Annotated in this window: 27 protein-coding genes; 16 read left to right on the top strand and 11 right to left on the bottom strand. The window is 72.0% G+C overall.

All coding sequences use genetic code 11. The features are described from left to right. Window positions 1-65 precede the first annotated feature (65 nt). The 4 genes from AB0F72_RS06940 (at window position 66) to AB0F72_RS06925 (ending at window position 3,356) form a co-directional block, all read left to right on the top strand. The gene (locus AB0F72_RS06940; RefSeq protein ID WP_360426431.1) at window positions 66-569 is read left to right on the top strand and encodes a hypothetical protein; all 504 of its coding nucleotides are present in this window, start codon (window positions 66-68) and stop codon (window positions 567-569) included. Window positions 570-738: 169 nt separating this feature from the next. Then, a complete protein-coding gene (locus AB0F72_RS06935; RefSeq protein WP_360426428.1) occupies window positions 739-1,605 on the top strand; it encodes a helix-turn-helix transcriptional regulator in 867 nt (288 codons plus the stop codon). Next, window positions 1,571-1,948, top strand: a complete 378-nt coding sequence (locus AB0F72_RS06930; protein WP_360426425.1) for a VOC family protein — start codon at window positions 1,571-1,573, stop codon at window positions 1,946-1,948. The genes AB0F72_RS06935 and AB0F72_RS06930 overlap by 35 nt, the downstream gene beginning before the upstream one ends. A gap of 118 nt (window positions 1,949-2,066) precedes the next feature. Next, complete coding sequence (locus tag AB0F72_RS06925) at window positions 2,067-3,356, top strand: vanadium-dependent haloperoxidase (RefSeq protein ID WP_360426422.1); 1,290 nt, start codon at window positions 2,067-2,069, stop codon at window positions 3,354-3,356. A gap of 12 nt (window positions 3,357-3,368) precedes the next feature. Here AB0F72_RS06925 and AB0F72_RS06920 read toward each other — a convergent pair whose 3' ends face one another. From AB0F72_RS06920 to AB0F72_RS06890, 7 genes are all read right to left on the bottom strand, one after another. After that, entirely contained in the window at window positions 3,369-3,977 is a 609-nt protein-coding gene (locus tag AB0F72_RS06920) for a hypothetical protein (protein WP_360426419.1), read from the bottom strand. Beyond that, entirely contained in the window at window positions 3,967-4,464 is a 498-nt protein-coding gene (locus AB0F72_RS06915; protein WP_360426417.1) for a SigE family RNA polymerase sigma factor, read from the bottom strand. The genes AB0F72_RS06920 and AB0F72_RS06915 overlap by 11 nt, the downstream gene beginning before the upstream one ends. Window positions 4,465-4,519: 55 nt before the next feature. Beyond that, window positions 4,520-5,146 carry a response regulator transcription factor gene (locus tag AB0F72_RS06910; RefSeq protein ID WP_360426414.1) on the bottom strand — a complete coding sequence of 209 codons (627 nt, stop codon included), beginning with the start codon at window positions 5,144-5,146 and terminating at the stop codon, window positions 4,520-4,522. After that, complete coding sequence (locus AB0F72_RS06905) at window positions 5,143-6,372, bottom strand: sensor histidine kinase (protein WP_360426411.1); 1,230 nt, start codon at window positions 6,370-6,372, stop codon at window positions 5,143-5,145. The genes AB0F72_RS06910 and AB0F72_RS06905 overlap by 4 nt, the downstream gene beginning before the upstream one ends. 37 nt (window positions 6,373-6,409) lie before the next feature. Next, window positions 6,410-7,150, bottom strand: a complete 741-nt coding sequence (locus AB0F72_RS06900; RefSeq protein WP_360426408.1) for an ABC transporter permease — start codon at window positions 7,148-7,150, stop codon at window positions 6,410-6,412. Next, window positions 7,147-8,061 (bottom strand): ABC transporter ATP-binding protein, encoded by a 915-nt coding sequence (locus tag AB0F72_RS06895; protein WP_360426405.1) that lies wholly within the window; start codon window positions 8,059-8,061, stop codon window positions 7,147-7,149. The genes AB0F72_RS06900 and AB0F72_RS06895 overlap by 4 nt, the downstream gene beginning before the upstream one ends. An 81-nt stretch (window positions 8,062-8,142) precedes the next feature. Then, entirely contained in the window at window positions 8,143-9,342 is a 1,200-nt protein-coding gene (locus AB0F72_RS06890; RefSeq protein ID WP_360426402.1) for a glycosyltransferase, read from the bottom strand. 153 nt (window positions 9,343-9,495) lie between these two features. Here AB0F72_RS06890 and AB0F72_RS06885 point away from each other — a divergent pair, with 153 nt between their 5' ends. Further along, a complete protein-coding gene (locus tag AB0F72_RS06885) occupies window positions 9,496-9,927 on the top strand; it encodes an SRPBCC family protein (RefSeq protein ID WP_360426399.1) in 432 nt (143 codons plus the stop codon). A gap of 552 nt (window positions 9,928-10,479) precedes the next feature. On the opposite strand, the gene AB0F72_RS06880 is transcribed toward AB0F72_RS06885, so the two are convergent. Further along, a complete protein-coding gene (locus tag AB0F72_RS06880; RefSeq protein ID WP_360426396.1) occupies window positions 10,480-12,069 on the bottom strand; it encodes an NAD(P)/FAD-dependent oxidoreductase in 1,590 nt (529 codons plus the stop codon). Window positions 12,070-12,187: 118 nt separating this feature from the next. On the opposite strand from AB0F72_RS06880, the gene AB0F72_RS06875 reads away from it, so the two are divergent. Both AB0F72_RS06875 and AB0F72_RS06870 read left to right on the top strand, forming a co-directional pair. Next, window positions 12,188-12,652 (top strand): SRPBCC family protein, encoded by a 465-nt coding sequence (locus tag AB0F72_RS06875; RefSeq protein WP_014446455.1) that lies wholly within the window; start codon window positions 12,188-12,190, stop codon window positions 12,650-12,652. 72 nt (window positions 12,653-12,724) lie between these two features. Beyond that, window positions 12,725-12,910, top strand: a complete 186-nt coding sequence (locus AB0F72_RS06870; RefSeq protein WP_360426393.1) for a hypothetical protein — start codon at window positions 12,725-12,727, stop codon at window positions 12,908-12,910. Window positions 12,911-12,943: 33 nt separating this feature from the next. On the opposite strand, the gene AB0F72_RS06865 is transcribed toward AB0F72_RS06870, so the two are convergent. Further along, entirely contained in the window at window positions 12,944-13,708 is a 765-nt protein-coding gene (locus tag AB0F72_RS06865) for a hypothetical protein (protein WP_360426390.1), read from the bottom strand. 100 nt (window positions 13,709-13,808) lie between these two features. Between AB0F72_RS06865 and AB0F72_RS06860 the strand changes: the two genes are divergently transcribed. Continuing rightward, complete coding sequence (locus AB0F72_RS06860) at window positions 13,809-14,018, top strand: hypothetical protein (protein ID WP_041830174.1); 210 nt, start codon at window positions 13,809-13,811, stop codon at window positions 14,016-14,018. Here AB0F72_RS06860 and AB0F72_RS06855 read toward each other — a convergent pair. Further along, window positions 14,006-14,455 (bottom strand): hypothetical protein, encoded by a 450-nt coding sequence (locus tag AB0F72_RS06855; protein WP_360426386.1) that lies wholly within the window; start codon window positions 14,453-14,455, stop codon window positions 14,006-14,008. The genes AB0F72_RS06860 and AB0F72_RS06855 overlap by 13 nt on opposite strands. A 111-nt stretch (window positions 14,456-14,566) precedes the next feature. Between AB0F72_RS06855 and AB0F72_RS06850 the strand changes: the two genes are divergently transcribed. Further along, window positions 14,567-14,923: a DUF6401 family natural product biosynthesis protein gene (locus AB0F72_RS06850; protein ID WP_360426384.1), complete on the top strand. Its 357-nt coding sequence runs from the start codon at window positions 14,567-14,569 to the stop codon at window positions 14,921-14,923. A 106-nt stretch (window positions 14,924-15,029) separates the two neighbouring features. On the opposite strand, the gene AB0F72_RS06845 is transcribed toward AB0F72_RS06850, so the two are convergent. Next, the gene (locus AB0F72_RS06845; RefSeq protein WP_360426381.1) at window positions 15,030-16,655 is read right to left on the bottom strand and encodes a hypothetical protein; all 1,626 of its coding nucleotides are present in this window, start codon (window positions 16,653-16,655) and stop codon (window positions 15,030-15,032) included. A gap of 267 nt (window positions 16,656-16,922) precedes the next feature. Here AB0F72_RS06845 and AB0F72_RS06840 point away from each other — a divergent pair, with 267 nt between their 5' ends. The 7 genes from AB0F72_RS06840 (at window position 16,923) to AB0F72_RS06810 (ending at window position 23,212) form a co-directional block, all read left to right on the top strand. Beyond that, complete coding sequence (locus tag AB0F72_RS06840) at window positions 16,923-19,085, top strand: SpoIIE family protein phosphatase (RefSeq protein WP_360426378.1); 2,163 nt, start codon at window positions 16,923-16,925, stop codon at window positions 19,083-19,085. Window positions 19,086-19,096: 11 nt separating this feature from the next. Continuing rightward, window positions 19,097-19,762 carry an HAD family hydrolase gene (locus AB0F72_RS06835; protein ID WP_360426375.1) on the top strand — a complete coding sequence of 222 codons (666 nt, stop codon included), beginning with the start codon at window positions 19,097-19,099 and terminating at the stop codon, window positions 19,760-19,762. Next, window positions 19,763-21,007: a cation:proton antiporter gene (locus tag AB0F72_RS06830; protein ID WP_360426372.1), complete on the top strand. Its 1,245-nt coding sequence runs from the start codon at window positions 19,763-19,765 to the stop codon at window positions 21,005-21,007. Between the two features lie 84 nt (window positions 21,008-21,091). Then, window positions 21,092-21,868 carry a VOC family protein gene (locus AB0F72_RS06825; protein WP_360427039.1) on the top strand — a complete coding sequence of 259 codons (777 nt, stop codon included), beginning with the start codon at window positions 21,092-21,094 and terminating at the stop codon, window positions 21,866-21,868. A gap of 56 nt (window positions 21,869-21,924) precedes the next feature. Beyond that, entirely contained in the window at window positions 21,925-22,134 is a 210-nt protein-coding gene (locus tag AB0F72_RS06820; RefSeq protein ID WP_360426369.1) for a DUF3072 domain-containing protein, read from the top strand. 138 nt (window positions 22,135-22,272) lie between these two features. After that, on the top strand, window positions 22,273-22,509 hold the full coding sequence (locus tag AB0F72_RS06815; protein WP_360426366.1) for a helix-turn-helix domain-containing protein: 237 nt from the start codon (window positions 22,273-22,275) through the stop codon (window positions 22,507-22,509). A 1-nt stretch (window position 22,510) separates the two neighbouring features. Continuing rightward, window positions 22,511-23,212, top strand: coding sequence for a Clp protease N-terminal domain-containing protein (locus tag AB0F72_RS06810; protein WP_360426363.1), 702 nt, complete (start codon window positions 22,511-22,513; stop codon window positions 23,210-23,212). The last annotated feature ends 65 nt before the right edge of the window (window positions 23,213-23,277 follow it).

Raw genomic sequence — 23,277 nt, 5'->3', positions numbered from 1 at the left:
TGATTAGGCCGACGGGTTTCGCGGGTAGGTAAGAATGCTGTCGACCAAAGGGAAAGGACCCTCGCGTGACGGACGTACCGCTCTACGCCCAGCTGGGATTCACCGACGCCGAGTGGGGGCTGATCGCCGGCCTGCCACAGTCGGTGCTCACCGCGGCGAGCGCCGCCACCCCCGACAGCGCCCGCAAGACCCGCGCCGAAGTGGCGGTCGGCCTCGACCGCATCTCGGACGCCCGCGCCTCGGCCAGCCCACTCGTCGCCGCCGCCGCGTCCGCCGCGGTGGGCGAGGCCGGCGACCCGGAACTCGGCGAGGAGCCGCCGGTGATCGAGCCGGCCGACCCGGTCGGATACGCGGCCGACGTGCTGGCCCGGGCGGCCGAGGCGAACGCGCTGCTGGCGGTCAAGGCGTCGCCGGCCGACGCCGAGACCTACAAGCACTGGCTCGTGGAGATCGCCGACGAGGTCGTGGGCGCGGCTTCGACGGGTGGGGTACTGGGCATCGGCGCCGAGTCGGTGACGGAGAGTGAGCGCTCGTTCCGGGACGACCTGGCGAAGATTCTCGCTTCCTGACCGCTTTCGAGCCGTCGCCGGGGCGGCCGGCGCACACGTTGATGGGTTGTGTGTGCGCCGGCCGCCCTCACAGGGCTGAGCTACGGCCGGTGGCGCGCGATGCCGCGGATTCCCGCCCCGATCACCACAGCGCGTGACACGACATCGATCCTCGCACGACAATCGAACGGTGGTGGTCGACGAATACGCGCAGGCCCGGCCCGCACCGGCGCTGCGCCCGTTCGTCGGGCTCTACTCCGGCTACCGGCAGCGCGGTGTGCCGCCGGCACGGCATCGCGGACTGCCGTCGCCGTACCTGACGTTGATCTTCACGATCGACGATCCGCTGGTGGTGGCCGCGCATCCCGATCCTGCTCAGAAGCCCGGCGCGTTCGGCGCGCTGATCGGCGGACTGCACCTGGCGCCCGCGCTGATCACCCACGACGGCCGGCAGTCCGGTGTGCAGGTCGCGGTCTCCCCGATCGGCTGCCGGGAGTTGTTCGGCCTGCCCGCCGCCGAGCTCGCGAACCTCGACGTGGACGCGTCGGCGGTGCTCGGTGAGGGCCGCGTCGGCGAGATCCGGGAGCGTCTGGCCGCGGCGCCGGACTGGCCGGCCCGCTTCGCGGTCCTGGACCATGCGCTGGGCGCGCTGCGCGGCGACGTGTCCGGAACACATCACCTCATTGGGTACGCGTACCGCAGGCTCCTCCGCGAGCCGGTGGCGATAGCCGATCTCGCCGGCGAGATCGGCTGGAGCGGCCGGCACCTCACCGGCCGGTTCCGCGCCGAGCTGGGGCTGCGCCCCAAGGAGGCGGCCCGGGTCGCCCGCTTCGACCGGGCCCGGCGGGCTATCCGGCCGGGCGTGCTGCTCGCCGACGTGGCGGCCGCGCACCGATACGCCGATCAGTCGCACCTGGTCCGCGACTTCCACGCGTTCGCCGGGTGCTCGCCGTCGAGGTGGCTGGCCGACGAGTTCGGTTTCGTCCAAGCCCTGCCGATGCTTCCCGGCGACGATGAGACGCATGACTTACGTATGGCCGACACTTCAGGCGACTGACGCCCGCTCGCTCATCAGGTTCCTGGTCGACGCGTTCGGTTTCGTGGAGAACGTGGTGCACGGTGAGGGTGATCGCGTGGATCACGCGCAGCTGGACTGGCCGCTGGGCGGCGGGATCATGCTGGGCTCGGGTTCGCCGACATGGCAGCTGCCGCCCGGCACGTTCGGGGCGTACGTGGTGACCGACGACGTGGACAAGCTGCACGAACGGGCCGCCGCGGCCGGCGCGGAGATCGTCAAGGCGCCGGCCGACACGGACTACGGGTCGCGGGACTTCACCGCCCGTGACCCGGAGGGAAATCTGTGGAGCTTCGGCACCTACCGGGGCGAACCCCCGAAGTGATCGAACGCCATCATCCGGACAAAAAGACATAGCTGCATGTCGATGCCTTGCCTTCCCGGGGGCGGCCCCGCCAGGCTGGATCGCGGCCGAGTCGCCGACCGACGGGGAGAGCGCCGACATGTTCCGCAGAATCCTGGCCGCGTTCGTGCTGGCCGCGCCCCTGCTGGTGACGCCCGCGCCGGCCCTGGCCGCCACCGCCACCGCCACCGGCACCGGCACCGGCACCGGCACCGGCACCGGCACCGGCAGCAACATGGTGATCACCTGGGCGGTGCACTCGGAGACCGCCGCGTACGAGATCGCCCGCCAGCCGCCGTACTACAACGGGCGCGTCTTCGCGATGGTGCAGGGCGCGGTGTACGACGCGGCCAACGCCGTCTCCGGCACGCCGTACGAGCCGTATCTGGTCGCCCCGCCGGCACGCCGGGGCGACTCGCTCGACGCGGCCGTCGCCACCGCCGCGTACCGGGTGCTGCTCAGCGTCTTCCCGGAGCAGGCGGCGACCCTCGGTGCCTGGTACGCCGAGTCGCTGACGCCGATCCGCGACGGCCGGTCCAAGCGCGGCGGCGTCGCCGTCGGCGAGGCCAGCGCGGCCGCCATGATCAAGTTCCGGGAGAACGACGGCTCCGATGCCACCGCCACCTGGGCCGTCGGCACCGAGCCGGGACAGTGGCGGCCGACCCCGCCCGCCTTCGCGCAGCAGGGCGCCGAGGTCGCCGGCTACAAACCGTTCGTCATCGGAAGCGGCGCCCTGTTCGGCACCGCCGGGCCGCCGGCCCTGGACAGCGACGCCTACGCCCGCGACCTCGACGAGGTCGCGGCGCTCGGCTCGGCCACCAGCACGTCACGCACGCGGGACCAGACCGAGTCGGCGCTCTGGTGGCACGACCGCCGGCAGACCGAATGGGAGATCAAGCAGCAGGTCGCCCGGACCCAGCGGCTCACGCCGCTGCAGACCGCCCGGATGTACGCGATGGCGGACGTGGCGCGCGCCGACTCGACGATCGCCTGCTTCGGCCAGAAACGGCGGTGGAGCTTCTGGCGGCCGGTGACCGCCGTGCGGCTCGCCGACACCGACGGCAACCCGGCGACCACCGGCGATCCGGGGTGGACGCCGTTGCTCGTCACCCCGCCGTTCCCGGACCACACGTCCGGACACGCCTGCTCGACGGCCACCCTGATGTCGGCGATGCGCCGGTTCTTCGGCCGCGACGACATCGCGTTCAGCGCGTACAGCGCCGACTCCGGCACCACCCGGCACTTCCGGAGCTTCTCGCACGCCGTGGCCGAGGTGATCGAGGCCCGGATCTGGGGCGGGGTGCACTTCCGGACCGCCGACGTGCAGGGCGTGGAACTCGGCGACAAGGTGGCGCGGTACGTCCTGGCCCGCGAGTTCCGCCGGAACTGACACCCGGGAGATCTAACACTCGTGCGGCAGGTCCTGCGGCGTGATCTCGACGAGAGCCCGGTTGAGCTCGGTAGGCGTGGCCAGCTGCTGGTAGGCCGGGCCGACCACGAGATCGAGCCTCGCGTCGGCCCGGGACGGCACGAAGATCACCTCGGCCTGGCCGAGCAGCATCGCGTCGAGGAACGCGGCCTCGCCGACCGCCCGGGGGCCGTACCGGATCACCGCTACGGTCCCGGACGGCAACTCCTCGCGGGCCGTCGTGTCGGCGCGCGCGTCCGGGATCCGTACCCGGATGTCCTTGATCGCCTGCTCGGCCCGGCTCGCGTCCGCCGCGCCGGAGAGCACCCGCACCGCCACGCCGGCGCTGCTGTCCGGCAGGGTCAGGTCGACCGGGGCCGCACATCCCGGCGACGCCGGCAGCGTCTCCCGCTCGCCCGGCAGCAGAGTCCCGGCCGTGGCGATCGCCGCGACCAGCAGCACCGCGAACCCGCCGGCCACCGCGGCCCGGCGTCGCAGCAGGCGCCCGCGCCCGCGGCCACGGATCTCGGCGGCCGGCGCGAGCCGCACCAGCCGGACGTCGTCCTCCAGCTCGGCGAGCGCGGTACGAAGGTCACGCGACATCGGACACCTCCACATCGGTCAGCAACGGGGCCAGGGCGGCGCGGGCGCGGGACAGCCGGGCCTTCACGGTGCCCGCCGGGACACCGTCGCTCGACGCGATCTCCTCGACCGACATGTCCATCAGGTAGTGCATGGCGACGGTCTGCCGCTGCGCCTCGGGAATCCGGCGCAGCGCGGCGAGCAGCGCGACCCGTTCCGGGGTCGGACCGGCGGTCGTCTCCGGCGGCGGCCCGAACCGGGTCTGCGCGGCGAGCCATCGGCGCAGGCCACGCCAGCGGTTCGCGGCCAGGTTCCAGGCCACCCGGCGGACCCAGTGCTCCGGACTGTCGTAGCCGGAGACCTCCGGCCAGCGCTGCCAGGCCCGCGCGTACGCCTCCTGGGTGAGGTCCTGCGCGTCGCCGAGGTCACCGCAGACGGCGTAGACCTGCAGCATCACCCGGCGTGCGGTGCTCGCGTAGAACGCGTCGAAGTCCGCTGTCTGCCCCATGCCCTGTAACACCCCGCTCGCGGCGGCGAGGTTGCATCAGATATTCGCGGCAGATCTATTCACGGCCCAGCAGACCGCGCTCGAACGCGGTCGCGACGGCCGAGGCGCGGTCGCGGACACCCAGCTTCGCGTACGCGTGCAGCAGATGCGTCTTCACGGTGGCCTCGCTGATGAAGAGCCGCCCGGCCGTCTCCCGGTTCGTGCAGCCCTGCGCGATGAGTGTCAGCACCTCCAGCTCGCGCTGGCTCAGCGGCTCCTTAGCCGGGGACCGCAGCTCGCCCATGAGGCGGCCGGCGACCGCCGGGGAGAGCACCGACTCGCCCCGGTGCGCGGAGAGGACGGCCCGGAACAGTTCCTCCCGCGGCGTGTCCTTGAGCAGGTAGCCGGTCGCGCCCGCCTTGATCGCCGGAAGCACGTCGCTGTCCGTGTCGTACGTGGTGAGCACCAGCACCCGGGCCGCCGAGCCGGACGCCTTCAGCTCGCGGATCGTGGTCACCCCGTCCATCACCGGCATCCGCAGGTCGAGCAGGACCACGTCCGGGCTCACCGCACGGGCCACCGCGAGCGCCTCCCGCCCGTTCCCGGCCTCGCCCAGCACCGTGAACCGGTCGTCGGCCGCGAACATGCCGCGCAGCCCGTCCCGCACCACCGGGTGGTCGTCGACGATCAGCAGCCCGATCACGCGCCGGCTCCGACCGCGATCGCCGGCACGCAGGCGGAGAGCGCGGTCCCGCCGCCCGGCTCGGACTCGACCTCCAGGCTGCCGGCGATCCGGGCCAGCCGTTCCCGCATGGCGCGCAGGCCGAACCCGCCCTCCGCGTGCGGGACGCACGGCTGGGCCGGGTCGAAGCCGGCGCCGTCGTCGCGGACGTCCAGGGTCACCACGTCCTCCATGTAGGAGAGGGTCAGGCCGACCCGGCCGGCGGCGGCGTGCCGGGCCACGTTCGCGAGGCCCTCCTGAGCGGTCCGCAGCAGCGTCGCCTCGATCTCCGGGAGCAGCCGGCGCGGCGGCCCGGTGGTGATCAGTTCCGCTCGCACGCCGGTCCGCTCCGACCAGCTGCGCACGACGTCGTCGAGCGCGTCCGGGAGGGCCGCGCCGTCCAGCTGTTGCGGGCGCAGCGCCTGCACCGAGCGGCGGGCCTCGGCGAGGCTCTCCCGGGCCAGCCGTTTCGCCGACGTCAGGTGGTGCGGCCGGCCCGCCGGGTCCGCCTCGGCCGCCTCCAGCTGGGTGACGATGCCGGTGAGGCCCTGCGCCAGCACGTCGTGGATCTCCCCGGCCATCCGCTGCCGCTCGTCCAGCATCCCGGCCTCGCGGGCCTGGACCAGCAGCTGGGCGTGCAGGCCCGCGTTCTCCCTGAGCGCCGCCTCCAGCTTCTGGTTCGCCTCGGCCAGCTCCTCGATCATCTGAGCGCGCCGGGTCGAGTTCTTCTCGGTCTGGATCTCCACGTAGAACATCACGCCGGCGATCAGCGCGTTGATCAGGACGGCGAATCCCCAGAAGATGTACCCGCCCTCGGCGGAGAGCGTGGGCACCCCGCCGACCTGGGACAGCGCCGCGATGGCCGCCACCGGGAGCACTGCGGGCAACCGCCACAGGCCGTTGAGCGCGTATCCGATGAAGAGGTATCCGGTCCAGGTGAAGAAGCCGAACAGCGGGCTCATCCAGACCAGCACCGCGTACCAGCCGAGCATCCCGAGAAGGAAGATCAGCATGAGTACGCGGCGATCGTTCCACAGTGGGTGCGACGTCACCCAGAACGCGATCCAGGCCGCCGTGCCGGCCACGACCAGCAGGATCAGGCGGAGGTCCGGCGGCTCCACCAGGGCGTCGCCGGCGGCGAGGACGAGCAGGACCGAGACGGCGAGCGTCGCGTAGGGCAGCCAGGTCAGCCACGCGCCCCGCGTCATGCTCGAGCCTTCCTGCACCTCCGCCGCCAGCATCTCATCACTCCCAACGGAAGAGCCTCGCCGCCGCCGCACCGAAGACGAGCAGGTATCCCAGGAGCACGGTAACCGAGAGGAGGTTGGGCCAGTGTCCCGTCATCGCCTCGTGCATGAGGCGTTCGCCGGCCGCGAGCGGCGTGTAGTCGGCGATGTTCTGGATGATCTGCGGCATCACCTCGCGGGGCGCGTACAGGCCGGCCAGGAACATCAGCGGGAAGAACAGGATCAGGCCGATCGCGTTCGCCGCCTTGCCGCTCGGCGCCAGCGCCGCGATCAGCAGCCCGACCGCGAAGACGCCGGAGACGGCCAGGATCACCGCGAGCAGGAACGCGATCGGGGACTCGGGCAGCGGCACGCCGTACGCGATCCCGGCCACCGCGAACACCAGGACCGAGGAGAACACCACGGTGACGGCCGAGAACACCAGCTGGGCGCCGAGCAGCGCGACCGGCCGGACCGGGGTGGTGGCGAGCCGGCGCAGGATGCCCTTCTCCCGGTAGTTGGCGAGCACCGTCGGCATGCCCTGCAGGCCGATCATGGCGACGCTCAGCGCGATCACGATGCCGGCGTACACGTCGACCACCCGGAGGCCGCCAAGCTCGGCCGACGGCTCCCGGAACGACGGCACCGCGCCGAGGATCGCGATGAGCACCACCGGGAACAGCGCCGCGAAGAACAGGTAGACCGGCTCCCGGAACGCGGTACGGAACTCGGTGGCGACCAGCTTGACGAAGACGTTCATGACGAGTGCTCCTCGGTGGCGCGGCCGGTCAGGCGTACGAAGGCGTCGTCCAGAGTGGCCTGTTCCAGGCGCAGCTCGACCGCGACGATGCCGTTGACGGCGAGCACCGAGGTGACCGCGTGCAGCAGATTGCCGGTACCGGTGACCTCGATCCGGTCACCCTGCCGGCTGACCCGGCTCACCTCGGGAAGGCCGGTGAGCAGCACGTCCGCGATCGGGGCGGACGGCCGGAACCGGATCGTCTGATCCTGGGTGGCGGTCTGCTCGACCAGGCCGGCCGGGGTGTTCAGCGCCACCACCTCACCGTGGTCGATCACCGCGATCCGGTCGCAGAGGCGCTCGGCCTCCTCCATGAAGTGGGTGACCAGCAGCAGCGTGACCCCACGGTCCCGGACGCCCGCGATCAGCTCCCAGGTGTCCCGGCGCGCCTTCGGGTCGAGGCCGGTGGTCAGCTCGTCCAGGATCGCGATCCTCGGGTTCCCGATCAGCGCGAGGGCGATCGAGAGCCGCTGCTTCTGGCCGCCGGAGAGCTTGCCGAAGTGGGTGTTCAGCTTCTCGTCGAGGCCCAGGTCGCCGGCGAGCTCGCGCCAGTCGGCCGGGTCCGGGTAGAAGGCGCTGTAGAGCTCCAGCGCCTCCCGTACCGTCAGCTTCTCCTGCAGTTCGCTCTCCTGCAGCTGCACACCGACCTCGGTACGCAGCGCCCGGTCCCGCGGATCGCGGCCGAGCACGGCGATCGTGCCCGAGTCCGGCGTGCGAAGCCCCGCGATGCACTCCACCGTGGTGGTCTTGCCGGCCCCGTTCGGGCCCAGAATGCCGAAGATCTCGCCGGACTCCACCGTGAACGAGACGTCCCGGACAGCTACGGTGTCCCCGTACCGTTTGCTGAGGTTCTTCACCTCGATGACTGCCATGCACCAATCGTGATCGATGGGCAGGACGCCCGGATCGACCGGCGAGCGAGACCGGTCGTCAACCGATCGGTTGATGCCGGTCTACGCCACCGCTTCCTCGGTGCTCGCCGGCGTGGTCCGGCGCAGGCCGGAATAGACCGAGCCGACCTGGGCGGCGACCCGGCGCCAGGAGTACGCCTGACGGGCCCGGTCCAGCGCCGCCGTCGCGTAGGTGAACCGCCGCACCTTGTCGTTGATCAGCCGGCGCAGCGCCCCGCCGAGCGCCCGCGGGTCACGGGCCGGCACCAGGTCACCGGTCAGCCCGTCCACCACGGTCTCGGAGAGCGAGCCCACCGCCGTCCCGACGATCGGCACACCACAGGCCATCGCCTCCAGTGCCGTCTGCTCCAGCGACTGCTCGTCCTGCCACGGCGCGGCCACCAGCAGATCGGCCGAGCGGTACCAGCTCGGCAGGTCCCGGTGCGCGACCGAGCCGACCAGCTTGAACCGGTCGGCGACGTGGAACTGCTCGGCCAGCGCGCGCAGCATCTTGGCGCCCGGGTCGGCGGGCAGCTGCTCCGCGGGCGGGCCACCGACCACCACCACCTCGGCGCCGGGCACGTACCGCATCGCCTGGATGACGTCGCCGAAGCCCTTGCGCTCGACCAGCCGGCCGACCGAGAGGATCCGCGGGCGCTGCGGATCGCGCTGGACGGCCGGGCCGTCGGGAGTGAAGAGCTCACTGTTCACGCCGGACGGGACGATGGTGAGCCGTTCCCGGGGAATCCCGATGCGCACCAGACCCCGTACCTCGTCCTGGGTCTGTGCCACCACCCGGTCCACCGCCCGGCCGAGCGCGCGCTCGTAGCCGGACCGCGACGGACCCTGCGTGGTCTTCGGCTGATCCTCCAGGCCGGCCAGCTCGTGGAACGACTGCACCACCGGGACGCCGACCTGGCGCGCGGCGGTGACCGCGGCCAGACCGCTGGTCCAATAGTGGGCGTGCACGACATCCGGCGTCCAGCCGCTGCTCCACTGCTCGCTGAGCACCCGGGCGAACTCGCCCATGTGCGGCAGCAACAGCTCCGGCGGCACCGGGCGGACCGGACCGGCCACCACGTGCACCACACGGACGCCGGTCGAGGTGAGAACCACCTCGGCGACCTCCGAATCTGCGCGCCGGGTGTAGACGCGGACATCGTGGCCGAGCTCGGCCAGCGCGTCGGACAACTCGGCGACGTGGGAGTCCTGGTCGCCCGCGCCCAGCGGGCTGGCGTGCTCGGAGATCATCGCGATACGCACCGTGGTCTCCTCCAGCGGGCTAGAGATTCGTGCTTCAAGTGCCGGAAAGGCAAGCGTGAGTACGCGGTCCGGATTGCCCTACAGCCCCAGACGTAAACATGGCCCGATCGTTACAAGGGCCGCCAGCAGGGTAATCCGGTCGCCGTGGCAATCGTGGCGCGTACCGTTCAGGCCCCACCCGATCGAGTCTTCGCCGTGCTGGCCGACGGCTGGACGTACAGCGACTGGGTGGTCGGCACCGTGCACATCCGAGACGTCGAGCAGTCCTGGCCGGCTCCCGGCTCCAAGCTGCATCACAAGGCGGGCCCGTGGCCGCTGTCGCTGCACGACTCGTCGACGGTCCTGGCCTGCACGCCGGGCCGCGAGCTGCGGCTGAACGCGGGCCTGTGGCCGCTCGGCGAGGCAGTCGTCGGCATCCGGCTGGAACCGCTGAACGGCGGATCCGCGACCCGGGTGGTGATCGAGGAGGACTTCGAGGCGGGGCCGCTGCGCTGGATCCGCAACAAGGTCAACGACCTGATCCTGCACCGCCGCAACGTCGAGACCCTGCGCCGCCTGGCCGACATCGCCGAACGCAACCGCTGACCGCGCCGGCCAACGGGGCCCCCGCCAGCCCGCGAGGGCCCGCGCCAGCCCGCGAGGGCCCGCGCCAGCCCGCGGGGGCCCGCGGAGGGCCAGCGGGGACGCCCGGAACGCGCCGGCCGGCACGCTGATCGACACCCCGAACCGTCCAACATCGTCGATGCAGGGCGGATGAGGTCACACACAACGTCACCGTGTGACCACGCCTTCGCCATAGAGCCTGTTGCTTTTTAGCTGTCGAGCGCGTTTTCGGGGGTCCTGCGAACCCTCGTCGAGAGCCGATCGCCGCCCAGCCGCTCGCTCAGCCGTGTTTTGTCGAGTGCGTTGCGTAGTCGGCCCATTTAGCAACAGGCTCCATAGCGGAGACGCGGGCACACACACGGCTTCGGTGTGCCCTCATCCACGCCAGCGCGGGCTTCGGTGTGCCCTCATCCACGCCGGCGCGGGCTTCGGTGAGGCCTCGTCCACGCCGGCGCGAGCTTCGGTGAGGCCTCCTCCACGCCAGCGCGGGCTTCGGTGTGCCCTCATCCACGCCGGCGCGGTGGAGGCGGACGTTCAGCCGTAGATCGCGCGGTTCGCTCCGGTGATCACGGCTCGGTAGAGGTCACCCGTCAGCGCCCGATCGCGGGCCAGCGCCGCCCTCGCCGCGTTCGCGCCCGGTGCGCCGTGGACGCCGCCGCCCGGGTGGGCGGAGGCGCTGCCCAGGAAGAGGCGGTCGACCGGCGTGTCCGGGCGGCCCAGTCCCGGGATCGGGCGCAGGAACAGCTGCTGGAACGCGGCCGACGTCCCGCCGCCGAGGGCGCCGCCGACCAGGGACGGGTTCTCGTGTTCCAGGTCGGCCGGGGAGAAGACGTTGCGGCCGGCGACCGCTCCGCGGAAGCCCGGCGCGTGGTCCTCGATCACCGATTCCATCCGTTCCACGTGCTCGCTGATCTCCTCGGCCGACCAGGACTTGCGGTGCGGCAGGTGGGTGTACGCCCACATCGACTCGGTGCCGGCCGGCGAGTGCGACGGGTCGGCCGTGGTCATCTGGCCGAGCAGCAGGAACGGTTTCGACGGGAGCTCGTCGGTGGCGATCTCCGCGGCGTACCGGGTGAGGTCGTCCAGGTCGGCGCCGAGGTGCACGGTGCCGGCGCCGGCCGCCGCCGGGTTGGTCCACGGGACCGCGGACCGCACCGCCCAGTCGACCTTGAGGGTGGCGCCGTCCCAGCGGAAGTGGGCGAGGTCCTCGACGAGCCGGGGCGGCAGCCAGCGCTCGCCGACCAGGTCCAGATAGAGGGCCGGGGCCGGCACGTCGGCGATCACCGCGCGGCGGGCCCGCCAGTCCCGGCCGTCGGCGGTCCGCACGCCCATCGCCCGGCCGCGCGCCACCAGGATCCGCTCCACCGGCGCCTGGTAGACGATCTCCCCGCCGCGGGCGGTGAGCCGGTTCACCAGCGCGCTGGTGATCTCCTGAGCGCCGCCGGCCGGCACCGGCCAGCCGAACTCCTGGCCGAGCATCGCGAGCAGCCAGCCGTAGACGCCGCTGCCGGCCTGCTCCGGAGAGAGGTCGGTGTGCAGCGCGCAGCCGGCCAGGGCCAGGGTCGCGCCCTCACCCTGGAACAGCTCGGAGCCGAGCTCGCGTACCGAGAGAAGTAAGCGCCGCGCCAGGCGCAGCGCGCCGCTGACGCGCAGGTCCCGCACCAGGCCGAGGCCCGAGGTGATGGGCGGGAACGGGGTGAAGAGGGTGTCCAGCATCCGCGCGGACACGGATTTCCAGTCGTCGTAGGCGTGCCGCCACCGCTCACCGTCGCCGGCCGCGAACTGCTCCATCGACGCCATCGTGCGTTCCAGGTCGCGGTTGATGGTGGCGGCCCGGCCGTCCGGCAGCAGGTGGGTGAGCACGTCCGGCGCATGCGTCCAGCGCAGCCCCTGGTCCTCCAGGCGCAGCGCCCGCATCACCGGCGAGGCGTAACCCAGCGGGTAGAACGAGCTGAACAGGTCGGACAGGTACCCGGGCGCCGTCACGAACCCGGAACGCACCGCCCCGCCGGGGTGCGGTGTCGCTTCGAGGACGCGCACCGTCCAGCCCGCGTCGGCAAGAAGATTTGCCGCCACCAATCCGTTGTGCCCGGCGCCGACGACAATCGCATCCACGGTCTCCACAGCGGAACGCTACCCGTCGCCGCGCGGGACAAACAGCGTTTAGGCCGTCGTCGCCCGGGCACCCTGAAGATCACGGATCGTGCACAGAACGCAGTGAAGGCAGTGAAGGGAGAAACTCGTGAGCACCGTTACCGAGTTCGTTGACGTCAACGTCCCGGTACGCACCGCCTACAACCAGTGGACCCAGTTCGAGGACTTCCCGCGGTTCATGGAGGGCGTCAGCGAGATCCGTCAGGTCGACGACACGCACACCCACTGGAAGACCGAGATCGCCGGGGTGAAGCGGGAGTTCGACGCGGAGATCACTGAGCAGCTGCCGGACGAGCGGGTGGCCTGGCACGCCACGGACGGCGAGAAGCAGGCCGGCGTGGTGACGTTCCACCGGATCGACGAGACCCACACCCGGGTCACCGTGCAGATGGACTTCGACCCGCAGGGCTTCGTCGAGACCGCCGGTGACAAGCTGGGGATCGTCGACCGCCGGGTCAAGGGTGATCTGCACCGGTTCAAGGAGTTCATCGAGAGCCGTGGCGGCATCGAGACCGGCGCCTGGCGCGGCCAGGTGGATCGGCCCGGAATCTGAGACGTGAGTCAAGCTGGGACGGCCGCCTCCGGGCGGCCGTTTCGCTTTTGTGGGTACGGGTAACGCACTCCCATGACTGATCAAGAGCAGGACGGCGTGTGGCGCGACGAGGAGAAGCTGCCTCTGAGCGAGCTCAACAAGGCGATGGCCACGTGGGACATCGACGGGCAGAACGACGCCAGTGACAACGACACCGGTCAGGAACCGAGCGAGGCGAGCGACCGGCCGAGCACGACCGGCCACACCGGCCCGCACTGAGCCGACGACTCGTCATCTCGAGTCCCGGCGGCATCACCTCGGGTCGCGGCGGCGCAGTGTCATGTCGCCCAGACCCGAGCGCACCCGGATCGCGTACCGGTCGGCGGCCCGCCGGTAGCCGGGCTCCCGCAGCACCGTCCCGGCCGGGGTCCCGTTGTTAGCGGTCCACGGCGTCACCACCGACCCGGCCCCCTGGTCGAACCGGATCCGGAACGGCGCCTCGGTCCGGGCCGTCACCACGGCGGAGCCCACCCCTCCGGTGAACGTCACCGGCACCGTGCCGACCGGATCCGGCAGCGACAGCTCGGCCAGGCCGGACGAGCCGAGGACGACACGTCGCACCCGGCCGTGCCGCAGGTTCAGCTGCTGCTCCCCGGCGCCGGCCGGCAGCCGGATGTCCCAGCGGACGTCCCGGTTCAGGACGATCCGCAGCTCGTCCAAACCCTCACCGTCCGTGACGCGCAGGCGGACCACGACCCGGCCGCCCCGGCGGAACACCACCGGGGCGACGCCGGCGTCCGGTCCGGTCGTGATCCGGTAGAGCTGGCCGGGCAGGGGGGCGAACTGGACGCGTACCCGGCTCGCCGCGTCCCCCACCGTGAGCCAGGCGCCTTTCCGGCGCTGCAGCGGGCCGGCCAGCACCCGGACCGGGCGGTCGACGGCCGGTGGCGCCGCCCGCAGCGTCGCTGGCTCGACGATCCTCGGCTCGGACGGCGACGGCGGCGGCGACGGTGGGCTGACCGTGCAGGAAGCCGTCAGCAGGGCTCCGGCCAGCACGGACAGGCCGGGCAGGACCATGCTTGAGCGGTGGCGACGCAAGGCGGTGGGCACCATCGGACAACGCAGAATCGGCCGAACGGGTGACGGCGGAGCAGGCTGATCGAGTAAGACTGTCCGGGTGCGATCTGCCGGATTTCTTACCGAACGTCAGCGCCGTCTCGCCTGGGTGGGTTTCCTGCTCGCCGCTTTCCAGGCTCCGCTGGCCGCGAAACTGATCGACGACGCCTCCTGGTTCCTGGCCGTCGTCGTGGCTCTCCTCGTCGCCACCGTGATCATCGCGGACGACGCCCAGCGGCGCCGTCCGGAGACAGCCGACTACGCGGAGTAATCCGGCTGGGCCTCGTGACCGGTCCGCCCGTGTGTGCGCCGCTGCTCCTTGAGCTCCGCCTCGTACAGGTGGCGGCGGCCCTGTGCCAACTGATCACGGGCGTCCCGCTCCACCGCGCGGAACTCCGCGTAGTACCCGTCGTCGAACTCCTCGACGATCTGGAAGGTCCAGTGCCCCGGGATGACGTTCCGGCCGATCAGCTCACGCTGGATCCGCTCGGCCATCGCGGTCTGCCCGGCCTGCATGAAGAGCGACACCGCCTCGTCCAGCATGAAATCGGCGGTGCCGGTCAGCTGGTGCATCGAGTACAGGTGCCCGCGGACTCGCTCGACCGTCTCCAGGGCCTCGCTCAGCTTGCCGAGCGCCTGCACGGTCGTGTCGTCGAGCCCAGCCGGCCGGCGGTGCTGCCCGTCCGGCCCGTCGGTGTGCGTGCTCATCCCTCTCCTCTCGTCGGCCGGTTTCGCACTTTCCCCGCAGATCCGGGTTCAACCGAGCTGCACCCGTTCGAAGAACCGTTGGCGACCCCGGGCTCCTTAACGTTTCGTCTCATGAATGGCCTGTTCAGCAACGCCGCCGCCCGCTCCGCCCAGCGTTCCGCCCACGCGTCGCTCGCCGACCTCACCGCCGCCGTCGGTGTGAGCGGCTTCGCCGCCACCGCCGCGAACCCCGGTCTCATGTCCGTCATCGACCAGCACGCAGCCGGTGTGCGGGACAGCCTCGACGCCGACGCCCGCCCGCTGACCGCGATCCTGCTCGCCGCGTACGCCGAGGGTGTCCGCGACGCCGCCCTGCAGCACGGCTGGCAGGCCCCCGAGGGCGAGATCGACTGGTCCGAGAACGACTGGGTGCTGCGCCGCCTGCTGGCGATCTGCATGCTGGCCCGGTCGCTGCCGGCGCCGCGCTGACCAGCTGACTCCACGGCCGGACCGCGGCCAGCAGTCCACCGACATCCGACCGTAGAAGGGGCCGGCCTCATCGAGGCCGGCCCCGCGCCTTTTGGCGGGGCGCGGATTACTTCGTCGCCGGTGGGGATCCCGGGTCGCGCCGCCCTTTCGCCAAGGGCTCGGTCACCTCGTCGTCGGCCCCGGGGCCGATCACCTGCGTCGACTCCGGGCCGGAGGGCCGCACCACCTGCGTCCGCTCCCCCTCGTCGCTCTCGTCGATCACCACGGTGGAGTCGCCGTCCGGAAGCCGGATGAGCGTTGACTCCTCGTCCGCCGGGCCCTGGGTGACCACTGTCGTGTCGCCGCTGCCGGGCCGGCTCCGCGGGATCACCTCGGTCTCCCGGATCACCGCCGGCGGGTCCTCCTCGTCGCGGTCGAACCCGGGAATCATGTGCGGCCGGTCGTCCCGCGGCACCGCGATCACCTGGGTCCGGTCGCCGGACACATCGTCGTCGCCGGTGCCGGACCATTGCTCGTCGGCGCTGCGGCGCTCCCAGTCGAGGCGCTCCTGCTCGGCCCGCAGCTCCCGCTCCCGCTGCTCGGCGGCCGCCCGCTGGGCCTCCTCCGCCCGGCGCGCTGCCTCAACCCGGCGCTCCTCCTCCACCCGGCGCGCCTCCTCGGCCCGCGCCCGCCGCTCCTCGGCTTTCCGCTCCTCCGCCGCCCGGCGCTCCTCGGCTTTCCGCTCCTGCTCGACCCGGCGCTCCTCGGCCTTGCGCGCCTCCTCGACCCGGCGTTCCTCGGCTTTCCGCGCCTCCTCGGCACGACGGCGCTCCTCGGCCTGGCGAGCCTCCTCGGCGCGCCGGGCCTCCTCCGCCTTGCGCGCTTCCTCCGCCAGGCGGGCCGCTTCCGCCTTGCGGGCCTCCTCGGCGAGCCGGGCCTCTTCCGCCAGGCGGGCCTCCTCGGCCTTGCGGGCCTCCTCCGCGAGCCGCGCCTCTTCCGCCAGGCGAGCCTCCTCGGCCTTGCGCGCCTCCTCGGCCGCCGCCTGGCGGGCACGCTCCTCCGCATAGGCCCGGGCCTGCTCCCGGATCGCCGCGGACTCGGTGGCGGCGCGGTCGAGCCAGCCCTCCCAGCGCTGCTGCATGGGCCGGATCAGGCCACCGCCGACCCCCACGATGATCACGCCGGCGACGGTGGCGAGGATCGTGATGAGCAGTGGCCGGGTGACCGAGGTGGCGATGCCGACCTGGTCGAGGCCGGCGATCACGCCGAGCGTGACGATCACGGCGGCGGCTGCCTTGGCGAGCACCCGGGCGTAGCCGAGGTCGCCCAGCGCGGCCACGATGAGATCGTGGGCGGCGCCCGCGACGGCCGCGCTGACCACCACGATGACGACCGCCACGAAGACCTGCGGCAGCCAGGAGATCAGGTTGTTGAGCAGGTCGCTGACCGGGTTCGGTCCCCACAGCCCGAACGCCGCCTGCACCGCGATCAGCAGCACCACGAAGAAGGCGAGCCGGGCGCAGAGCTCGGCGGGGCTGGGCGCCTCGCCGCGGAACAGCCGGCCGGCCGGACCGCGCTGCACCGCCCGGTCGAACCCGACCCGGCGCAACGCCTTGCGGGTCACCGTGCGCGCCAGCCGGGCCAGCAGATAGCCGACCAGCAGGATGGCGAGAAAGGCCAGCGCGTACGGCAGGAACAGCACCACCGAACGCCACATGTCACTCAGCCCACGGCTCAGCCCGTCCCCGGTCATCCGACCTCCCTCGCCTCGGCTGCGACGCCTCCGGCGAGCCCGGGACGGCGTCTCTTCGACCTTAGGGCTCAGGAGTACCACGCGCCTGCGACAGAAACGGCCGGGCTGATTTCCGACATGTCGTGAGTCGTGGAGAGAGCCGGAATACGCGGTCACAGCGGCCCGGTAGTACCGTCTCGCAGGGAACCTGACAGGCGTACGGTCATCAACCGGACGGTCGGACGGTGCGGCATCGTACAAACGGACCACTCGGGATAGGCTTTCTGCATGGTCGGCTCGGGAGCGATCGGCTCGGGCGGGATTCGCCCGGCAGGGATCTCAACGCTGCCCGTGCAGGGGGTCGGGGCACAGCACACCGGCAGGGGCTGCGCGGCGCTGGTGCATGCCCACGATTGGTCGGGCACGGCCCTCGGCCCGATCACGCACTGGGATCCGGCGGTCCGGGCGTCCGTCGAGCTGATGCTGGCGTCGCCGGTGCCGATGATGCTCACTTATGGCTCCGAGTGCCTGGTGCTCTACAACGACGCCTACGCGGACGTGCTGAACGACCTGCATCCGGACGCGCTCGGCAAGCCCGCCGCTGCGGCGTTCGGCGAGGCGTGGAGCCGGCACGGCATGGGCGACGTGATCGCCGAGGTGTACCGGACCGGCCGCGCGGTCCTCGAGCCGGAGAGCCAGGTGCCGATCCAGCCGGGCGGCACCGAACCGGCGTTCTACACCCAGGGCCACTCGGTGATCCGGGACTCGCGCGGCACGATCGCCGGGGTGCTCACCGTGGCCGCCGAGACCACCCAGGTGATCCACCGGTTGCAGAGTCTCGGCGAGCTGACCGCCCGGCTGGCCGGAGCACTGACCATCGACGATGTCACGCGCGTCGTCCTGGCGTACGCGATGGCGTCCTTTGATCTTGATCATTGTGTGCTGGCGGTCGACGACGGCCTGGCCTATCGCTATGTCCGCCGGATTCGCGGCGAGATGCTGGACGAGGCCGACGAGCGGCTGCCACCGGTCTGGCGCCGGGTCGGCAGCGATCCGGGCGCGCCCCTTGTCGCGGCCGCCGAGTCCGGGCGCGCGACGTTCGTGGCCGACGGCGAGCCGCTGCGCGAGGTGGCGACCGACCGGCACGAGCGGCGGGTCCGGGCGCTGGCCGCCCTGCCGCTGCGGACGCCGTCGCTGCGCGGCGCGCTCACCGTGGGTTTCACCCGCGCGCACAACTGGCTGCCCGCCGAGCGGGCCCTGCTGAAAGCCGCGGCCGAGCTGGTCGCGCAGGCCGCGGAGCGCGCCCGGCGGTTCGAGGCCCAGCACGGTACGGCCCAGTTGCTGCAACGAAGCATGCTGCCCGAGCACCTCCCGGAACTGGACACGTTCCGGATCGCGGCCCGTTACGACGTCGGCGTGGACGGCAACGCGGCCGGCGGCGACTTCTATGACGCGTTCCGCCTGGTCGACGGGCGGCTCGCGATGGTCCTGGGCGACGTGGCCGGGCACGACGTGCGGGCGGCCGCCGTGATGGGCCAGGTGCGGGCCGCGCTGCGCGCCCTGGCGCTGACCGACCCGGCGCCGCCCAGCGTGCTGGCCGGGCTGGACCGGCTGGTCGGCTCGCTCGGCGCGGAGTCGCGCAACGAGGAGATCTTCGTGACCGTGGTGTACGGGGTGCTCGACCCCACCGACGGCACGATCACGCTGGCCAGCGCGGGTCACCCGCCGCCGGTGCTGCGCCGCGCCGGGCACGGTGGCGAGCGCGCCACCGCCGAGCTGGTCAAGGTGCCACCGGGCGCGCCGCTCGGACTGGGCGGCCGCTGGCAGACCGGCTCGCTGCGGCTGGAGCCGGGCGACACCATCCTGATGTTCAGCGACGGCGTGGTGGAGCGTCGTGGCCGTCCGCTCAACGACGGCCTGGACGCTCTCGTCGCGGCTGCCGCCGGTTCGGCCAGCGGCGACCCGCGCAACATGTGCTCGCTGGCCACGGCCGCGGTCGAGGGCACCACCGACGACGACGTGGCGGTGCTCGCGGTGGAGCACGCGCTCGCGATGAGCCGCTCGGCGACCATGCAGGTGGCGGCCGAGCCGACCGGGCCGAGCCGGGTCCGGCAGTGGATGTCGACCCGGCTGCGGGAGTGGCAGGTTCCGGAGGCGGTGATCGGCGCGGCGATCCTCTGCACCAGCGAGCTCACCACGAACGCGCTGCTGCACGCCGGCACGCCGGCCCAGGTGCACATCGATCTGAACGCGGAGCGCCTGCTCGTCTCGGTCGCCGACACCGGCACCCGGGGCAGCGTGATCCGGGCCCGCGCCGACACGATGGCCAGCCGGGGCCGCGGGCTCGGGCTGATCGAGGAGCTGAGCGACTCGTGGGGCACCGACCCGACGGTTCGCGGATCGACGGTCTGGTTCGAGATGTTGCTGATTCGCGGCGATCAAGCCGGGTAATGCGTAAGGGCATGAGGCCCGGAGTTCTGTTCGACGTCGACGGCACCTTGATCGACACCACGTACCTGCACGCCGTCTCCTGGTGGGAGGCGCTGCGCCAGCACGACCGCGACGTGCCGATGGCCCTGATCCACCGGGGCATCGGGATGGGCTCCGACAAGCTGCTCGACCACCTGCTCGGCGAGGTCCGGGACACCTCGGACGACGAGCGGATGACCACGGCGCACGACGTTCTTTACGGGGCCTGGTGGGAGCGGTTGCGCCCGCTGCCGGGCGCGGCCGATCTGGTACGGGCGGTCGCCGCCCGCGATCTCGCCGTGGTGCTCGCCTCCTCGGCCCGGGAACCCGAGCTGAAGCAGCTGCGCCGCGTGCTGGACGCCGACGACGTGATCGCGGCCGCCACCTCGTCGGCCGACGCCGAGGAGAGCAAGCCGGCGCCGGACATCCTGCGGGCCGCCCTGGAACAGTCGGATGTAGACCCCGAGCGCGCGGTCTATGTCGGCGACTCGGTCTGGGACGTCCAGGCGGCCGGCAAGCTCGGCATGCCGTGCATCGGCCTGGTCTGCGGCGGAACGAGTGCCGCGGAACTGCGGGACGCCGGTGCGGTAGCGACGTACCAGGATCCGGCCGACCTGCTGCGTGACCTGGACACCTCGCCGATCGCCAAGATCCGATAGATGCAACTGTCCGATGTGGTGTTCGCCCTGATCGGGGTGGGCGCCCTGCTCGCCGGTATCCTCCCCCGCCTCGTCGAGAAACGCCCGCTCTCGATGCCGATCGCGTTCCTGGCCCTGGGCATGCTCGTCTTCGGGTTGCCGATCGGCCTGCCCGAGGCCAACCCCCTGGAACACGCCAAACTGACCGAGCACCTCACCGAGATCGGCGTGATCGTCGCGCTGATGGGCGCCGGCCTGAAGATCGACCGCCCGTTCGGCCGTCGCCGGTGGGCGTCGACCGGCCGCCTCCTGATCATCGCGATGCCGATCACCATCGCCGCGGTGGCCCTGTTCGGCTGGTGGTGGGCCGGCCTGGTGCCGGCGTCCGCCCTGCTGCTCGGCGCGGCGATGGCGCCGACCGACCCGGTGCTCGCCTCGGACGTGCAGGTGGGCGAGCCGACCGACGAGGAGGACTCGGAGGACGAGGTGCGGTTCGCGCTGACCTCCGAGGCGGGACTCAACGACGGCTTGGCGTTCCCGTTCGTCTACGCCGCGATCGCGATCGCGATGCACGGGGTCGACCCGGCGGGCTGGCTCGGCGAGTGGGTGCTGAAGGACGTGCTCTACAAGGGCGTCGTCGGCCTCGCCGGTGGCGCGCTGATCGGATGGGCACTGGGCAAGCTCTTCTTCCGCGCGAAGCGCGACGCGCTTCGCCTCGCCCGGCATTCCGAGGGCTTCCTCGCACTGGCGGCGACGTTCCTCGCGTACGGGCTTGTCGAGGTCGCCGGTGGCTACGGTTTCCTGGCCGTCTTCGTGGCGGCACGGGCGATCCGGGCCGCCGAGCGCTCGCACGAGTACCACCAGGTGCTGCACGACTTCGCGGAGCAGACCGAGCGACTCCTGACAGTGCTGTTGCTGTTGCTGCTCGGTGGCGCGGTGGTCGGCGGGCTGCTCGCTCCGCTCACCTGGCCGGCCGCGGCAGCCGGTCTCGTCCTGATCTTCATGATCCGCCCGCTGGCCGCTTTCGCCGCGTTGCGGGGCGCGCCGGGGACCACTGCGGAACACTGGGTGATCGCGGCGTTCGGGATCCGTGGCATCGGATCGTTTTATTACTTAGCGTACGCAATGACACACGCAAATTTCCCCGGCGCCGATCTACTCTGGGCGACCACCGGATTCGTGGTCGTCGTCTCCGTCATCCTGCACGGAATCGCCGCGACACCCGTCATGCGTTACCTGGATCACTCAACCAGTGACGCTAAGTGATAGTTTTCTGCTCCAAACCGGACAATGGACCGTCCGGTGGTGACGAAGCGTGTTCAGTGCCGTAGAGTGCTCAAGCAACTGGGGATGTCCACCATGGAGCGGCTCATGCGGATCAGAGGCTATGCACCCTTGACACCTTGCTGGGTGGAACTGGCAAGTCCGGACCCCGCCCGTGCGGCGGAGTTCTACGGAGAGTTGTTTGGCTGGGAGTCTGCGGGTGATCGGTTCAAGCTGGGCGGACGGGCCGTGGCGGGGCTCACGCGCAGCATGCCGGAGCGGCCGGACGGCTGGCTCACCCACCTGAGCACGCCCGATCTCGACGAGACGCTCGAGCAGGTCGCCCTCTCCGGCGGCCACTGCCTGAGCCATCCGGCCGACGCGCACGGTGGCATTCGTGCGATCATCGCCGACCCGGCCGGCGCGATGCTCGGCCTCTGGCAGGCCACCGACTTCGCCGGCGCGCAGGCCCGGGACGAACCCGGCACGATGTCCTGGCCGGAACTGATCACCGACGACCCGAGCAGCGCGGCCCGGTTCTACGGTTCCGCGTTCGGCTGGCTGCTGCGCCACGAGTTCGGCACCGGCGAGTGGCTGAACCACGGGCACGACGCGATCGCCGGGCTGGCGGCCGGCTACCGCGGCGCCTGGTGGCGGGCCGCGTTCCAGGTCGCCGACATCCAGGAGGCGGCAGACCACTGCGAGCGCCTCGGCGGCGGGGTGATCTCGGAGCCGGTCGAGACCGGGCTGAGCGCCTTCGCCGAGCTGCGTGACCCGTGGGGCGCACGGTTCTCGGTGGCCGCGCCGGTGCACCACCCGGTCGAACTGACCGTGTCGCTGGGAAATCTCCCGGCTTGGGACTGACCGTTCCCGGGTAGTGGTACAGACGTTCGACACCACTACCTGCGAAGGACGGCGTCATGACGGACCAGGCGAACGCCGAGAACGGCAACACGATCAAGGACCCGGCGGACTGGACGACCGGCGACGAGCCGGTGACCGGAGCGCAGGAGTCGTACCTGCACACCCTCGCCGCCGAGGCCCACGAGGACGTTCCGGACGAACTGACCAAGGCCGACGCGTCTCGCAAGATCGACGAATTGCAGGAAAAGACCGGCCGGGGCCGCTGAGCCCCCTCCGGTGAGCCCGGCCCTTGCGGGGGCCGGGCTTTCCCGTCCGTCGAGCCCGGCCCCCGCAGGGCCGGGCTTTTTTCGGTTCTCGTGTCAACTGTGGTTGACGTGGCGCGGTTGTCAACGTACGTTGACGACATGACCGAAGCGACCGACCTCGCCGCCGCCGCCGGCAGCACCGACCCACGGGTCGGCCTGCGCGCGGTCGTGGCGCTCCGCCGCCTCCTGGAGGGCCTCGAGCGTCTCCAGGTCGCCAACGCCCGCGCCAAGGGCTGGTCCTGGCAGGAGATCGCCGACGCACTCGAGGTGACCCGGCAGGGCGTGCACAAGAAGCACGCCCGGCTGATGCCGATGCAGGACCCACGGGAGGGCTGACATGTTCGAGCGATTCACCAAGGGCGCCCGCAGCGCGGTGATCGGCGCCCAGCAGGAGGCCCGCGAGCTGGGCCACACCGTGATCGGCACCGAGCACGTGCTGCTGGCGCTGACCACCGACGCCGGCCCCGCCGAAGCGACGCCGAGCCGCGCCGATCCCCGCCAAGCCGGCCCCGGCGGTGACCGAGGCGGCGACCGCGGCGATGAGCGGTCGCCGAGCGCCGTCGCGGTCCTGCTCCGCGACGCCGGCGCCGACCGGCAGCGGGTGCGGGCCGCGATCGTCGCGCACGTCGGCGACCGCAGCGCCGAGGCCACCGCTCTCGCCGACCGGGACGCCGAGGACGCGGCCGCCCTCAAGGCGATCGGCATCGACCTGAACGCGGTCCGCGCCGCGATCGAGGAGAACTTCGGGGCCGGGTCGCTGCACCTGCCGCAGCCGGCGCCGAAGAAGAAGGGCATCTTCGGCCGGTTCTACGCCGGGAGCGGCCACATCCCGTTCTCGCCGCGCGCCAAGAAGGTGCTCGAGCTGTCGCTGCGGGAGGCGTTACGGCTCAAGCACAACTACATCGCCCGGGAGCACATCATGCTCGGCATCCTGCGCGAGGGGGAAGGGTTGGCGGCCCTGATCCTGGCCGAGCTGGAAGTGGACACCACCAGGCTGCGAGCCGACCTGACCGACGCCCTGTCCGCCCGAGCCGCGTGACACGAGCCGGCGCCGCGTGACACAAGCCGGCGCCGCGTGACACAAGCCGGCGCCGCGTGACACAA

The organism is Actinoplanes sp. NPDC023936, from assembly GCF_040639325.1.
In the GTDB taxonomy this organism is placed as follows: domain Bacteria; phylum Actinomycetota; class Actinomycetes; order Mycobacteriales; family Micromonosporaceae; genus Actinoplanes.
The sequence above is the reverse complement of the archived record's forward strand: the minus strand, read 5'-3'. Positions and strand labels throughout refer to the sequence as shown.

Coding starts and splice junctions, on each gene's coding strand:
- AB0F72_RS06930 (WP_360426425.1), top strand. CDS start 1,571: ATGACTTACGTATGGCCGACACTTCAGGCGACTGACGCCCGCTCGCTC.
- AB0F72_RS06925 (WP_360426422.1), top strand. CDS start 2,067: ATGTTCCGCAGAATCCTGGCCGCGTTCGTGCTGGCCGCGCCCCTGCTG.
- AB0F72_RS06920 (WP_360426419.1), bottom strand. CDS start 3,977: ATGTCGCGTGACCTTCGTACCGCGCTCGCCGAGCTGGAGGACGACGTC.
- AB0F72_RS06915 (WP_360426417.1), bottom strand. CDS start 4,464: ATGGGGCAGACAGCGGACTTCGACGCGTTCTACGCGAGCACCGCACGC.
- AB0F72_RS06905 (WP_360426411.1), bottom strand. CDS start 6,372: ATGACGCGGGGCGCGTGGCTGACCTGGCTGCCCTACGCGACGCTCGCC.
- AB0F72_RS06900 (WP_360426408.1), bottom strand. CDS start 7,150: ATGAACGTCTTCGTCAAGCTGGTCGCCACCGAGTTCCGTACCGCGTTC.
- AB0F72_RS06895 (WP_360426405.1), bottom strand. CDS start 8,061: ATGGCAGTCATCGAGGTGAAGAACCTCAGCAAACGGTACGGGGACACC.
- AB0F72_RS06870 (WP_360426393.1), top strand. CDS start 12,725: ATGACTGATCAAGAGCAGGACGGCGTGTGGCGCGACGAGGAGAAGCTG.
- AB0F72_RS06865 (WP_360426390.1), bottom strand. CDS start 13,708: ATGGTCCTGCCCGGCCTGTCCGTGCTGGCCGGAGCCCTGCTGACGGCT.
- AB0F72_RS06855 (WP_360426386.1), bottom strand. CDS start 14,455: ATGAGCACGCACACCGACGGGCCGGACGGGCAGCACCGCCGGCCGGCT.
- AB0F72_RS06850 (WP_360426384.1), top strand. CDS start 14,567: ATGAATGGCCTGTTCAGCAACGCCGCCGCCCGCTCCGCCCAGCGTTCC.
- AB0F72_RS06845 (WP_360426381.1), bottom strand. CDS start 16,655: ATGACCGGGGACGGGCTGAGCCGTGGGCTGAGTGACATGTGGCGTTCG.
- AB0F72_RS06840 (WP_360426378.1), top strand. CDS start 16,923: ATGGTCGGCTCGGGAGCGATCGGCTCGGGCGGGATTCGCCCGGCAGGG.
- AB0F72_RS06835 (WP_360426375.1), top strand. CDS start 19,097: ATGAGGCCCGGAGTTCTGTTCGACGTCGACGGCACCTTGATCGACACC.
- AB0F72_RS06830 (WP_360426372.1), top strand. CDS start 19,763: ATGCAACTGTCCGATGTGGTGTTCGCCCTGATCGGGGTGGGCGCCCTG.
- AB0F72_RS06825 (WP_360427039.1), top strand. CDS start 21,092: ATGTCCACCATGGAGCGGCTCATGCGGATCAGAGGCTATGCACCCTTG.
- AB0F72_RS06820 (WP_360426369.1), top strand. CDS start 21,925: ATGACGGACCAGGCGAACGCCGAGAACGGCAACACGATCAAGGACCCG.
- AB0F72_RS06815 (WP_360426366.1), top strand. CDS start 22,273: ATGACCGAAGCGACCGACCTCGCCGCCGCCGCCGGCAGCACCGACCCA.
- AB0F72_RS06810 (WP_360426363.1), top strand. CDS start 22,511: ATGTTCGAGCGATTCACCAAGGGCGCCCGCAGCGCGGTGATCGGCGCC.